The organism is Leptotrichia sp. oral taxon 215 str. W9775 (genome assembly GCF_000469505.1).
Lineage (GTDB): Bacteria > Fusobacteriota > Fusobacteriia > Fusobacteriales > Leptotrichiaceae > Leptotrichia_A.
The window spans coordinates 19149-33361 of sequence record NZ_KI272866.1 but is presented as its reverse complement, the minus strand read 5'-3'; the positions used below and the strand labels follow the sequence as shown (position 1 = coordinate 33361).

Genomic DNA, 14213 nt, shown 5'->3' with positions numbered 1-14213 from the left:
TAATTCTAGTAAGTCTTAGCTGTTAAATATCCAAATCCTGTTTCATTTGTTGCACCTGTAATTGCTTGAATTTCAACTTCGATTGTTCCATCTTCTTTTAATGAATCGTGGTGTCCTCCTGCAATTACGTTAACTACATCAATGTGTCCAATTATTTTGTCTAATTTAGGTAATACGATTAATTGGTTTGCGTTTCCTCCAGTTACAACTGCGTTAGCTTTTGGATCTGCATCGGCCAAGCTTTGGCTCGCTCCGTTTTGTCCTGCATATTCATCAGTAACGATAACAGTTTTTACACCTTCAGTTTCAATTTTCTTACAGTTCATTATCAAGTCAGTATCTGGGTTTCCAAATCCTTCTTGAGAAACGATAGCTGCATCAAGTCCTAAATACTTAGTGAACTTAGCTGTCCAGTTAGATGATCTTTCTTTATCAGCTAGGTATACGTTTTCATTAGTTATGATAACACCAAGGAAGTTGATTTCCTTTCCATGTTTTTCATAAAGTTCTTCTATTACACCGTTATTTAAGTGTACATAAGTAGGGTTTTTATCACATGCAGACACGCAGTTTCCACTTACGATTGCTCCATCCATTATTTCTGTTGGATAAAGAATTGTAGGAACTATTTGTTTTGCATCTACTCCGTATACATAAGTATCGTGTAATAATCCTTGAGTTTGTAGCATGTATACATATCCTACTTTTGGTAAATCAGGATATTGTGCTATTTGTTCAAGTAATGGTTTTGTTTCGTATACTTTTGTTTCTTCAGGCTGTAAGTTTCTTGCCAATTCTCCTAAATATTTAGCAGCTTTGAATCCAATGTAACGTACTGCTTTTTCATGCTCATGCTGTTTGATTCCTTCAGCAGGTTCAGCAATGATTACCAAGTTGTTTAATTTTGAGAAAGGTGTGTACTCAGCACCTGGCCCAGTCATATCTACGATACCTTCCTGGAACCCAACGATTTTTCCTGTAGTTACTACTGCCATACCTTTTAAAGCTATAGTTTTTCCTTCTCCTACAGTGTCAACCTTTGATAAAACTCCTGGGAAAATTCCTCCTCTTCCTTCAACCTTTACACGAGGCTCGATTACATCTTTTACTGGTGTAATACGAACGCTCTCTCCTGGCTTTGCTATGTCAAACTCTACTGATACGATTGCTTCGTCGTCCCATATTGCCTTTCTTAATTCATCCTTATTAACGTACAATACGTTATTTTCGATTTTAGATTCTGAAGCAAATTGAATGTCCTTTATGAAAATCTTGCCTAACTCAAGACGCATAATGACTCCTCCTTTACTATTAGATATATTTTTTGATTAATGCTTCCACGTTTTCAATAGTCGCATCATCTTTTGTTACTTCATCAATTTTTTCACCATCTTTGTAGACAGCTAATGTAGGTAATCCTAAAACTCTTTGTTTAATAGCTAAACGTCTTGCTGATGTAGTATCCAGAGCGGCAAATTTCATTTTACCTTCATATTTTTCAGCAAGTTTATGAACTTCTGGCATTAATGCCTTACAAGGTTCACATCCTTGACTCCAGAAATCTACAAATACATATCCTTCAGCTTGTAAAACTTCAGCTTCAAAGTTGTCTTTTGTTAATTCTAACATCTTCTTCACACCTTTCTATTTTCTTTTTTAAATAATATATATAAAATTATTATTTAACCAATTTAATTATGATTTTTATAAATCACTATTCAAATTCTTTACTTATATATTTTTCAGCCATAATTGCCGCTACTGCACCATCTGCCGCAGCTGTAACAACTTGACGAACTTCCTTAACTCTGCAGTCTCCTGCTACGAATACACCTGGTACACTTGTTTCAGTACTTTCTCCAGCTACAATGTAACCATACTGATCTATATCAACTTTTCCTTTGAATAGTTCAGTTTGTGGTTGATATCCTATGAATACGAATAATCCCATTGTTCCATCTTCTTCATCAGCTTCAACTTCGTATACTTCATCTGTATCAAGATTTTTAAATACTATTGATTCAAGTATTCCGTCACCTTTTACTTCTTGAACTACAGTTCTTGTTCTGATGTCAAGATTAGGTACCGCTTTAGCTTTTTCTAAAGTGATGCTTTCACATTGGAAATGATCTAACATATGAACAATGTGAACCTGTCTTGCAAATTTAGTAAGGTAGATAGCTTCTTCAACTGCACTGTTTCCTCCACCTACTACATATACTTCAAGATCTCTAAAGAAGTCTGCATCACATGTTGCACAGTATGAAATTCCTTTTCCTGAAAGTTCTCTGATTCCTGGTGCATCCAATTTTCTTGGAGTTGCTCCTGTAGCGATAACTACAGCTTTTGCAGTATATTCTGCATCTTTACATTTAACTATTTTTTCTTTTCCTGTAAAGTCTACATCCACTACTTCTTCTTTTCTCACTTCTGCTCCGAAGTTTTTAGCCTGTTCTAACATTCTGTGAGTTAATTTAGGACCTGTTGGATCTTCGATTGACCCTGGATAGTTTTCTATCAGGTGAGTAATCGCCGCTTGTCCTCCGTTCTGCCCTTTTTCAAGAATTAATGTCTTCATTCTTCCTCTTGCTGCATATAGAGCTGCTGCCAGTCCTCCTGGCCCTGACCCTATAATGATTAAGTCAAAATGCTCTGCCATGATATTATCCTCCTTAATTTTTTTAGTATACTATTTTACAATTCTTTCAATCGCATTTGTTATCAAGTCATAGTCTATAACGCTGAAATCTTCCTTGACCCTGTCTATCCATGCCGGTGTTCTTCTGTTCCCTTTGAACTTTTCAAAAGTTTCTATAGCTGAAGCCAGTAAAACAACCGAATCTGTGTCAGTTGAATCTCCCTCAACTAAAACTACAGATCTGTAAATAGTTTCGTTAGGTTTTACACTCCCATAAAGAGGATGTGTAAGTATTCTGTAATTTTCATGTACGTAGTCACGTGCTATTTTTAATATTCCCAGATAATCCGTTTCCCTGTAGTCCACTTCTATGTTTTTCTTATCATAGTTTAAAAACGCAGGATTATTAGTTAATAATTTCACTTCACCCTCCCTTAAATGTATCGAAAATGCATTTGACTCTACAAACTAAAAAGAAAATGCCTAGAGCATTTCCCTGTCAAATTTTTCAGAGTTTGTCCAAGTATAGTCCTTTTACCTGAGAATTTCATTAATAATTGCAAATTATCAACTTGTACCTTCGGTGCCCTATAAGAGTCTCTCCTATACTCTTCATCCATAATTCAGTTATCATTGTAATATTTTGCCATCTAAAATGATTATACCTCACATTTACAACTTAGTCAAGTCTCCTTCAATATATTTTTAAAAACATTTTCAAAGCTAAGCATTGTAAGGCATATAATTTATTTTTCATTTGAACTTTTACTTTTATAAATTTTATTCTTCATAAATATCATTATAATCAGACAAAAAAATCTTATAATCAAAATAATACAATAAATTTTCATAGTCCTTATTCTCAAAAAACTGATCAATCGTTTCCATAAAACTAAAATTTATTCCTTGCTTTGTACGTGTGCGTGATTTTAGATTATGAAAAAATATTTCCATCTCATTTTTTTCATTTATAATACGACTTCTTTGTTTTTATATTTCTATTATACTAAAAAAATTGTGAAATTTCTAGCTTAATTTTAAATTATTTTTTTTATAAAAAAAGATTATACAAAAAAGCCGACGCTGTGGATACGCCGACTTATTTGCTTTTTGGAGAGAAAATCAACTCGTGAAAATTGATTTATTTTAGTTATATATAATATAGCTAAAATCACATTGTTATATGTTTCCCGTCTTTAAAATAGACTTATTTATAATAAATATCTTACATTCTATTTAATAAATATTCATTTCATCTTTTTCGTACTTTTCAATAGCTAAACATGCATTTTTGAATTTCAAATATCTCTTAGTTTGTTTCAACGGATCATATCCCAAAAGAATTCCAAGTATAAAATCTTCTTCCGGTGTATATTTGTTAAGAGCTTTGTTTTTAAACTTTTTAATTGTTTCCACACATTCTCTTTCACCGAAAAACAAATTAATTTTACCACAACTCAATTCCTGAATATGAAATGGCACATCATTCTTTTTTAGCTTTCTTATCATATCATCTACAACCTCAATAGGTGCAGTATGTAATACTAAATGTCTTAACCCTTTGTCAAGTTCATACAGGTGATGTGCAAAAAGTTCATAATTATATTTTATAAAACTTTTTTTAACTCCGTCGTCCATGCTTCTATCCTTTCATCAGTCAAATCTGATTGATTAACTTCGTCAATAGCTAATCCTAAGAATTCTGAATCTACTACTGCTTTAGATTCACTGAAATCATAACCGTCTGTACTTGTATGTCCTACAACTGTTGCTCCTGTTTTTTCAATTTCATCATTAAGTAATGCAATACCATCTATAAATGTATCACCGAAACTTGATTGGTCACCAGTTCCAAAGTATGCAACTTTTTTACCATTTAAATCAAGGCTACCTAAAGCATCTACTGAATCTATCCAGTCTGCTTGCAGTTCTCCAAATCCCCAAGTTGAAGTACCTAGAATTAAAACATCGTAATCTCCAAGTTTGTCTTCGTTACCTGCGATGTTATACACATCAGCATCTCCTAGCTGTTCTGCAATTTTATTCGCAACGTCTTCACATACTCCCGTTGTCGATCCGTAAAAAATTCCAATTTTTGCCATGTTCCATTCCTCCAATATATAGTTTCAAGTTTACTAATAGAATATACCACATTTTATTTTGATTGTCAAATATTTGATGATAAAATTTTTTTACTATTTAATTTTTTATTTTTGTGATTTTCTATTTTTTCCACTAATAAAATATCTTCAGAATTTTTAAAGTTTAAAATTTGTTTTTATTAATTCTATTTTTTTGAAAGAAAAATTCTATATCCCCCGTCAATTGTAACTGTATCACAGTTTCCAAAAATTTCCACTAATTTTTTCTGGGTACTCTTGGCTCCATGTTTTGTCTGTATTACACAGTAAAATTCCCCGTCTTTATTTAAATGTTCATAGGCTTCCGTATAAATTTTAAAGATAGTATCTTTTCCTGCCCTTATTGGGGGATTTGACAAAATCATATCAAATTTCCCTTCAATTTTCTCAAATGCATTTGATTTTATTATCTCATAACCATTTATATTATATTTCTTCAAATTTTCTTCACTTAATTCAAGTGCCCTCTCGTTAACATCGGACAAAGTTACTGAAGCTTCAGGATAAAAGGATTTAAGTATTACAGAAACAACACCGTAACCGCAGCCTATATCTAAAATTTTAATTCCTTCAGATTTCAAGTTCCTATTTTTCTTTAAAAATTCATTTAGCAGCAAATCAGTTCCAAAATCAACCTTTGATTTTGAAAATACTCCATTATCTGTTATAAATTCAAATTTTTTATTCTGTATTGTATATTTTATTATTCTTTTTTCAGATTTTATTTCAGGCTTTTCTGAAAAATAATGATTCATTTTTTATCCACCTTCTTTTTAAAATATTAATTTATTATACATTTTATACTATTATTTGTAAATAGAACTGCTATTCAATATTTTTTCTTGACAATATCACTAATTAGTGATACATTTGTATATATAACTATATAGGAGATGATTAGTATGAAAAAAATTGTTGGAATTGAGGGAATGAGCTGTTCACACTGTGCAAAAAAAGTGGAAGATGCCTTATACGGACTTCCTGAAACTGAAGATGTAAAAGTAAATCTTGATAATAAGAATGCAGAAATTGAATTTTCTTCAGAAGTAGATGATAAAATTATTTCAGATTTAATAAAATCTGTAGGATTCACTCCTACAACTGTAGAGAATGTATAAATAGAAAAAGAGCTACTGGGTACTGGCAGTGGCTCTTTATCTGTTATTTATTTTTTATTTACATTATCTGTTTCTATTGGATATATATCTTCAATATAAAATCTATCTTTGATTACTTCTTCTGTATCACTTCTTGATGCTCCTTCATTTGGCCAGTTATATCCTGTAAATGGAACATTAATAATTTCTGCATTCTTTTCATATTCCAGAATTATTCCTTGTTTTATCTACTTATATTAAAATCTTAATTTAAAATTGTAAATCCTTCTGATGCCATTGTTGCTTCCACTTCGGCAAAGTTATTATACTGATCTCCGCTATAACTGTTTTTAGGTGCTAATCTTTCATATGAAACAATATTTTTGTTTTTATCTAAAACAATTCCACCTATTCCAATCCCTTCAAAACTTGAACCTCCAAAATATCCATTTGAAGTTTTTTGAATAAAGTATCTTATCTCCAGATTTCCATCTTCATTTTTCTTATAATATATATTTGATACATTAAATGAATTATAATTATTATTTTCCAGTTCCTTTTCAATTTCCTTCTGTGCTATTTTCGTTATGTAGTTTTTCAAATTTTTTATCTGATTTGCATCTGATGCATATTCAGGAAGTCCTTCAACTTTTACTTTAAATTTTGTATTTTTAGGACGGATTTTCATACTTTTTGCTGTTTCCTTGTCATATTCTACTGTGACATCTACTACATCTCCATTTTTTAATCCTTCAGACTGGGAGAATATAAAATTAATCTGACCATTTTCTGCAAACTCATCTGTTTTGCTTAATTTCTTTCCAGCCTCCATATTTTTTGTCCATGGTGAATTAGGATTGTTAATTGCTGTCGCTATTGCTTTTCCTGATACTCCATCTATCTGAACTGTATAATATTTATTCATATCAAAATTTCTCAGGAATATAAAACTTGTACATATATAATAGATTACGACTAGTCCTGCTGCTATCAATCCAATTTTTTTATATTTTTTCTTTTTCTCAGGATCCAGTGCATTTATTTTTTCTATTCCTGTATTTATTTCTGATTTTATATCACCAGTTTCTATATTTTTTCCTTTAAACACAAAGAAATAATTGGTTACTGCTGAACCTAACGCCGCCATAAATGTTCCAATTACTGAAATTTTTACCAGTCCAAAATTTGGTGTTGCCCCTGCGAATGCTCCAAACATTCCTGAAATTGATGTAAGAGCCTTTATAACTCCATTTACCGAATACATTTCCAGCAACCCGAAAATTATTAATCCACCGATAAAATAATAATTCAAGTTTTTCAATTTTTGTATATTATTTTCTTTTTTTGCTTTAAGATAAATTAGTATAGAAACGGCAATTACAGCAACCATAATTAGGTTCATTATTCCTTGCATTGTTTTTGCCTGTGATAAAAATCCCATCCCATTCCCAAGTGTTTTCACTCCTGAATTAAACAGATTTTCCAAACTTCCTGAGCCTGCACTGTTAGCAAGGTCTTTAGCACTTGAATTTAAGCTATTTGCTTTTATTCCCCCATAAAGAAGCATAACTGAAATAGCAGTACTTAACCAGAATATTATTTTCAGAAAAAGTTTATTTTCAGGATTATCTTTCTCCATAAGATTATCTAAAAATCCTTTTTGTGAATTATTATCAGTATTATTTGCAGAAACATTTTCATTTCCCTGTATATTATCTTGAACATTATTTTCAGTATTTACAATGCTGTTATTGTCTGCATTGACAAAATTATTAACATCATTTGTATTAAGGACATTATTAGCCGTACTAGCCGTATTACCTGATTTATTAAATATAATAGGATAATTTTTTAATAATGTCATAAAAGAAAATACAACACACCCTAAAATTCCAGCAAGATATAGAATTATAATCAAGTTTCCAAATATATCTGCAATTCCTAATTTCCCAAGTATAGCTAAAATGATTATGGCAGATTGACATATTGCCAGTCTAAAAGGGTTTGCATAATTAGGAAGTTTCATCTTTTCCATAAGATTTGACTGCAACGCCTTGCTTCTTATTTTAAATATGGCAATAATATTTACTATATTAGCAACCATAAATATAATAAGGACAGCTATTATTAATTTTAATGAATTATATGCCCCCTGTGCTTCACCTAATAAACCTCCAAGATTTCCTCCACTAATCTGTCCTAAAATACTGAACATTTTCACAAGTGCAAATGCCAGCACCCCAAAAATTACCCCACTTAACCAGAATAGCAGTTTTATTTCTTTCACATTTATTAAACTTTCTGTATTATGAGTATTTATACTATTATCTAAATTTTTATCAATATTATTTACATTGTTTTCTATATTGTCATTTATATTTTTGTTATTATCCATTTTTCCTCCTAAATATAATAAAATTATTTTTTAATTGAAATCACTCTCTTTCTTTCAATATAAGAACAAATCTCTTTTCATCTGGATTCAACAGTTCGTCACTGTCATATATACCTCTATACCAGCTTTTTTGTGAAAAATAATTTGCATATTTAGGATTTTTAAATTTATACCCCTTTTTCGCAAACAATGTATTTCTTATATATCCTATCTTTTCTTTAGAAAAATTATTTAATATTGCAGTATTATTTTTATTCATTACTTCATCATATACTTTATCTAAAATTGCCAGATCATCATCCTGACCCGCAGGAGCACCAGCTGTATTGGCTGCATTTTGTCCATTCTGTACAGTTACAGCCGGGTTTTGAGATGTTGTCCCTGAAGCATTAATCAGCTCTCCAAACATTCCCATTCCACTGCTGAAGTTAAGATTAATATCTGCCAGTTCCTTTATTTCAGATAATACTTCACTTTTAGCATTTTTAGAATCTAATTTATATTTTCTCTCTATTATTTTTCCCTGAGATATGTCGTAAGTGTAAGTAATTCTATAAGTTCCACCATTTTCTGAAGTAATTAAGCTGACAGACTGAACATTTTCTTCCATTACATCTGCATGTAAATTATCATAAGATTTCCCATTTAGTTCCATTTTTCCTGTTGCATTTTCAAGATTTATAAAATATGAACTTTTCCCATATTTCGTATTTACTGTTGCCGGAGTATTTTTTGACATAAATGAATTCGAATCAGAATCAGCAGTTAAATTAATTTCAGTAGTTATCCCATTTTCTGTTACAGAAAAACTAATTAATTTCCCCTGTTTGTAAATTTCTTTTCTTTTTAATCCACTTAATTTATAATTTATTTCTGATTCCCCTTCAAGTTTTCCGTTACTTACGTGAATATAACCATTTTTAATGTTATTATCAAACGTAACTTTTCCAGTAAAAATATTTCCCTGATAGTAAATAAAATTATTTTCTATCTTAAAATCAGCCTGATTCATAGAAACTGTAGGCCCTTGTGGATTTTGCGGTTTTTCCTGTTTAACTGTTGCCACTGCCCCAGAATTTTTGCTATTTTCAGTTACATTTTTCTTATTGCCGCAAGATATTACAAAAGCGAGCATAAGAAGAATTACTGCTACTTTTTTCATACTTTTTGCACTTCCTTTCATTATTTGTAAGACTATATGTTATTTTATTTAAACTGAAATTGGTTATGAGATTTCAAATTGAAACTTTTTTATTATTTGCTGTATTTTTTTCTATTTTCAAGTGTTATTTTTGAAATATTTATATCTTAATAAAATTATTTATTATCATTCTATAATCAGTTATTAATTTATTTCTTTGAATATTATCATATACTTCAAGGTTTTTCCTTTGATTTTTATTTGTAAAATATTAGAATAACTGAAAGAAGAAATAGAAAATTATAAATAATAGAAGAATAAAGTGAAAATTAAAAGGATTAATTCCTGCTTTTTACAGAAATTAATCCTTATTGGTTGGTTAAATTAATTTGTCAAACTTTTTTGGATCAGTATATATTTCCCTATCATTCCCCTATTGTTTATTTTATTATACTTCCAGTTACTCCATCCAGCTTGATGACATATTCATTTCCTCCATAATTTACCTTTCCTGAATAGATAAACCTGTTATTCTCATATTTTATTACAAGTCTTGTTATATCTGAATCTGTTGCACCTGAAATATTATGAAGTATTATTCCTTTTGCTTCTTCCTCTGAAATTAAATTAACTTTGGTATAATTTCTGTTATTTACTTTTTTACTATTCATAACAGGATTAGATATAGCAGCTTCCCTGTTAGAGAATCCTAAATTTGCTCCAAAGTTATCCTTCGAATTTTCTTTTTCCTGAATTTTTCTCTGTTTTCCAGTTTCTGCTATAGGAGCTGGAGCAACAGGTATTTCCGATCTGGAAGCAGCTGTATTTTCTGATAGTGCATAATCCCTGTTCTTTTGGCTATAATTCAATATTTGTCCTGTATTTGCATCTATTCCGTATCTATATTTTTTATTTAGCGTAGTAAACTCAACTTCATATACAAGTTTTTTATTTTCTTTTCCAAGTATAAGTTTTGTAATTTTTGCCGAAGTTTTCGATACTCTGGAATGATTAAGCGCAAGATTTTTTGCTTCTTCACTTGTAATCTTTGCATTGTAGTTATTCACTCTGACAGAAATTTTACTACTTTTTTCAGCATGTGCTCCAAATGTTAAAAATAGTATTCCTAATATTATTAAAGCTTTATTTTTCATTTATTTTTCTCCTGTTTATATAATTTCCTTTTTTTTAGTTATTAGAATTTTCACTCTTTAACGGAAACTCAAATGTAAAAACAGTTCCTTTTCCCAGCTCACTTTCCACATTTATCGTACCTTTATGGGCATCTATTATCCATTTTACAAGTGAAAGTCCAAGACCTGAATTATCCCCCGAACGCGATGAATCAACCTGATAAAAACGGTTCCATATTTTTCCCATATGTTCCTTTGCTATTCCAATACCGTCATCTTCAACTTTACAAACAATCCTGTCCTTATTCTGAAAAACTTTTATCAATATTTTCCCATTTTCTTTTCCATAAGTTATTGCATTATCTATAAGGTTTATGAAAACCCGTGTTATCATTGATTTATCAACATCAGCATATAAATTTTCTTTAATATTGCTTTCTATTGTTATATTTTTTTCCTCTGCCTTTTCCATCTTCATTTCTACAACAATTTCAACAACTTCATTCAAATCAGTATTTTCAATAGTCAGTTTCTGGCTTCCTTTATCCATTCTTGAAAGCATCAGCAGTTTTGAAATAAGATTTGTCATTTTTTTTGACTCATCCAGTATATTTTCAAATATTTCCCTTGTTTCATCATTTATTTCAACGTATTTAAGGCCATACTGACTTTGTGAACTTATAACAGATATTGGCGTCCTCAATTCATGCGATACATCTGAAGTGAACTGGGTTTCCCTGTCAAAGGAACTCTGCAGCCTGTCAAACATTTTGTCAAATGTATGTGCCAGAACAGAGATTTCATCCTTCCCTTTTCCTATATCAATTCTTTTTGTCAGATCATTTCCTTCGTTAATTTTTTCAGCAGTTTCCCTTATTTTTTCTATTGGCTCAAAGGCCTTCTTTGTTATAAGATATCCTCCTAAAGCAGAAACTACAAGTAAAAATGGAAATACTACAAAAAAAATATTCATAATGGATTCCAGATTTTTTTCAATCCCTGATGCCGGAGTTATCCCTCTTACATAAATAACTCCGTAGTCTTCTATTACTTTTTTAATTTCATAGACATACCATTTTGAACTTTCATACTGAACGGTTCTTACTACTGACTTTCCATTTGAAAAGGCATCTGCAAACTCAAAATCCAGATGGGAATCACCGTAAATAAATTCCTTGTCTGAGTCATATATGGAAATAAAAATTTCATTGACTGTGGCTTCCAGATTATTATCAAGTATAATCTGACCATCTATAAATTCCATATTTGCAACAGTTCTTTCAACTGTCTTTTTCAATCTGTTATTAACAGAATTTCTAACTACATAGTCATTTATATAGAACATTGTTCCAAAAAATAAAACTGCAATCCCAATTATAAGTCCTGTATACCAGAAAGTTATTCTAAGCTTTATTGAGAGTGTTTCCGGATACATTTCTGCTTTCCTGATTTCTCCTAATTTTTTATTTTTTTCTGATATTTCAATTTTTTCAGTTTCATTTTTTAAGTTATGCTCATTCTGATTTTCATATATTTTATTCATTTTCCACCTTTAAAATATATCCTACTCTTCTTATTGTATGAATTAATTTCGGAGAAAAATCGTTATCCACTTTCTTTCTCAAAAACTTTATATACACTTCCACTATGTTGCTTCCACCTTCATAATCAAAATCCCAGACATGTTCTTCTATTTTTTCCTTTGAAACTACTCTTCCTTTATTTCTCATCATATATTCCAGTATTGAAAATTCCTTTGCTGAAAGTTTTATGGATACATCATCCCTAAATACTTCATGTTTATTGCAGTCTACTGTGAGATTAGCTATTTTCAGGACGTTTCCACTGTCTTCTCCTGATCCTGAATTTTTCCTCAGAACAACCCTTATACGTGCGAGAAGTTCTTCAAAGGCAAAAGGTTTTACAAGATAGTCATCTGCACCAAAATCCAGTCCTCTTACCCTGTCTTCAATCTGATCCCTTGCAGTCAGAAAAAGTACTGGAGTCTTTATTCCCTTTTTCCTCATGGATTTCAGCACTTCAAAACCATCTTTTTTAGGTAACATTATATCAAGAAGAATAATGTCATACTCAACTGAAAATATATAATCCAGAGCTTCTTCACCATCAAAACAGCTATCCACTCCGTATTTTTCCTTTTTCAGTGTTTTCACTATTACATCATTTATTTTTTTTTCATCTTCCACTACTAAAATACGCATTTTTCCTCCTGACAGGATATTTTATAATCGTAAGTAAATGTTTCCAATCTTATTATATAGACTTAAATAGACTTTGGTTTTATCCATTCACTTTCTTTTCCCATATTGTAATTTTTCTCAAATTCCTCTTTAAATTCCTTAAATCTCTGTTCAATTATAGCCTGCCTTGCATCATTCATAAGTTTCAGTAAAAAATGCAGATTATGGTATGTTGCCAATCTCTGACCCAGTATTTCCTCAGCTTTGAATAGATGTCTTATATATGCTCTCGTATAGTTTTTACATACATAACAGTCACATTCATCTAAAGGTCTGTCATCCCTTGAATATGAAGCATTTTTTATTACAAGTCTTCCATATTTAGTAAATACAGTTCCATGTCTTCCTATTCTTGTAGGCTGTACACAGTCCATCATATCTATTCCGTCTTCCACTGCTTCAAGCATATCAAGTGGCTCTCCAACTCCCATAAGGTATCTAGGCTTGTTTTCAGGCAGCTTTGGAGTGATATATTCAAGTATTCTATACATATCTTCCCTAGGTTCTCCTACTGCAAGTCCTCCAACGGCATACCCGGCAAATCCTTCATCCATTTCCACAAGCTCATTCATGCTTTTATCTCTTAAATCCTCATAAATTCCACCTTGCACAATTGCAAAAAGTCCTTGTCTATCCTTGTTTCTATTCGCCTCAATACATCTTTTTGCCCATCTTGTTGTTCTTTCAATTGACGGAAGTAAATATTCTCTAGTGGATAATCCTGGTGGGCACTCATCCAGCACCATCATTATGTCACTTCCAAGGTTATTCTGTATTTCAATAGATTTTTCCGGAGACAGAAAATGTTTTGAACCGTCAAGATGCGATCTGAAATACACCCCTTCTTCCTTTATTTTTCTCAAATCTCCAAGACTAAATACCTGAAATCCTCCACTGTCAGTAAGTATAGGTCTTTCCCAGTTCATAAATTTATGAAGTCCCCCAAAATCATTTACTAATTCATCACCTGGTCTTAAGTAAAGGTGATAAGTATTCCCTAAAATAATTTGAGAATTTATTTCTTCAAGTTCTTCCCTTGTCATGGCTTTTACTGTCGCCTGTGTCCCCACCGGCATAAATACAGGAGTTTTTATTTTCCCATGAGGCGTTTCTATTTCTCCTGCCCTTGCATTTCCATCCTTTACTTCAATCCTATATTTTACAGGATTTTCCGTCATTTCTATATTTTTATTACACATCTTCTTTATTGTATTGAAGCTATTTCAAAATAAAATAATATAAAAAATATTTATGAATTCATTCAAAATTTTATAATTCAAAACAGGAAGGTGATACATAGAAAAAATTATTGTCTGAACCACCTGGTGAGTTTATAATTTTTTCTTGTAGAACTCCTGTTTTGAATGAATAAAATTTTATAGTATGAATAAATATTTTTATATATTT

At 30.9% G+C, this 14213-nt stretch carries 14 protein-coding genes and 1 riboswitch; of the genes, 1 reads left to right on the top strand and 13 read right to left on the bottom strand.

Features of this window, described 5'->3' with window-relative positions:
- Positions 1-5: 5 nt before the first annotated feature.
- The 7 genes from HMPREF1984_RS08940 to HMPREF1984_RS08910 form a co-directional block, all read right to left on the bottom strand.
- Entirely contained in the window at positions 6-1292 is a 1287-nt protein-coding gene (locus HMPREF1984_RS08940) for a glycine/sarcosine/betaine reductase component B subunit (RefSeq protein WP_021767658.1), read from the bottom strand.
- Between the two features lie 19 nt (positions 1293-1311).
- A complete protein-coding gene (locus HMPREF1984_RS08935) occupies positions 1312-1629 on the bottom strand; it encodes a co-chaperone YbbN (RefSeq protein ID WP_021767657.1) in 318 nt (105 codons plus the stop codon).
- 85 nt (positions 1630-1714) lie between these two features.
- On the bottom strand, positions 1715-2659 hold the full coding sequence (gene trxB, locus HMPREF1984_RS08930) for a thioredoxin-disulfide reductase (protein ID WP_021767656.1): 945 nt from the start codon (positions 2657-2659) through the stop codon (positions 1715-1717).
- A 30-nt stretch (positions 2660-2689) separates the two neighbouring features.
- A complete protein-coding gene (locus HMPREF1984_RS08925; protein WP_021767655.1) occupies positions 2690-3061 on the bottom strand; it encodes a GrdX family protein in 372 nt (123 codons plus the stop codon).
- Positions 3062-3154: 93 nt separating this feature from the next.
- Positions 3155-3254: riboswitch (glycine riboswitch) on the bottom strand.
- 620 nt (positions 3255-3874) lie between these two features.
- Positions 3875-4276 (bottom strand): DUF2023 family protein, encoded by a 402-nt coding sequence (locus tag HMPREF1984_RS08920; protein ID WP_021767653.1) that lies wholly within the window; start codon positions 4274-4276, stop codon positions 3875-3877.
- Complete coding sequence (locus HMPREF1984_RS08915; protein ID WP_021767652.1) at positions 4246-4740, bottom strand: flavodoxin; 495 nt, start codon at positions 4738-4740, stop codon at positions 4246-4248. The genes HMPREF1984_RS08920 and HMPREF1984_RS08915 overlap by 31 nt, the downstream gene beginning before the upstream one ends.
- A gap of 185 nt (positions 4741-4925) precedes the next feature.
- A complete protein-coding gene (locus tag HMPREF1984_RS08910) occupies positions 4926-5534 on the bottom strand; it encodes a class I SAM-dependent methyltransferase (RefSeq protein WP_021767651.1) in 609 nt (202 codons plus the stop codon).
- A 147-nt stretch (positions 5535-5681) separates the two neighbouring features.
- Here HMPREF1984_RS08910 and HMPREF1984_RS08905 point away from each other — a divergent pair, with 147 nt between their 5' ends.
- Entirely contained in the window at positions 5682-5897 is a 216-nt protein-coding gene (locus HMPREF1984_RS08905) for a heavy-metal-associated domain-containing protein (protein WP_036100421.1), read from the top strand.
- Positions 5898-6141: 244 nt separating this feature from the next.
- On the opposite strand, the gene HMPREF1984_RS08900 is transcribed toward HMPREF1984_RS08905, so the two are convergent.
- The 6 genes from HMPREF1984_RS08900 to tgt all read right to left on the bottom strand — a co-directional run bounded on the left by HMPREF1984_RS08900 (position 6142) and on the right by tgt (position 13984).
- Positions 6142-8271 carry a hypothetical protein gene (locus tag HMPREF1984_RS08900; protein ID WP_021767648.1) on the bottom strand — a complete coding sequence of 710 codons (2130 nt, stop codon included), beginning with the start codon at positions 8269-8271 and terminating at the stop codon, positions 6142-6144.
- 40 nt (positions 8272-8311) lie between these two features.
- On the bottom strand, positions 8312-9433 hold the full coding sequence (locus HMPREF1984_RS11670; protein ID WP_051314501.1) for a YARHG domain-containing protein: 1122 nt from the start codon (positions 9431-9433) through the stop codon (positions 8312-8314).
- Between the two features lie 419 nt (positions 9434-9852).
- A complete protein-coding gene (locus tag HMPREF1984_RS08890; RefSeq protein ID WP_021767646.1) occupies positions 9853-10566 on the bottom strand; it encodes a PepSY domain-containing protein in 714 nt (237 codons plus the stop codon).
- A 34-nt stretch (positions 10567-10600) separates the two neighbouring features.
- Entirely contained in the window at positions 10601-12088 is a 1488-nt protein-coding gene (locus HMPREF1984_RS08885; RefSeq protein WP_021767645.1) for a HAMP domain-containing sensor histidine kinase, read from the bottom strand.
- Positions 12081-12767, bottom strand: a complete 687-nt coding sequence (locus tag HMPREF1984_RS08880; protein WP_021767644.1) for a response regulator transcription factor — start codon at positions 12765-12767, stop codon at positions 12081-12083. Before HMPREF1984_RS08880 ends, HMPREF1984_RS08885 begins: the two co-directional genes overlap by 8 nt.
- A 62-nt stretch (positions 12768-12829) precedes the next feature.
- Positions 12830-13984 (bottom strand): tRNA guanosine(34) transglycosylase Tgt, encoded by a 1155-nt coding sequence (gene tgt / locus HMPREF1984_RS08875; protein WP_036100452.1) that lies wholly within the window; start codon positions 13982-13984, stop codon positions 12830-12832.
- Positions 13985-14213: the final 229 nt, after the last annotated feature.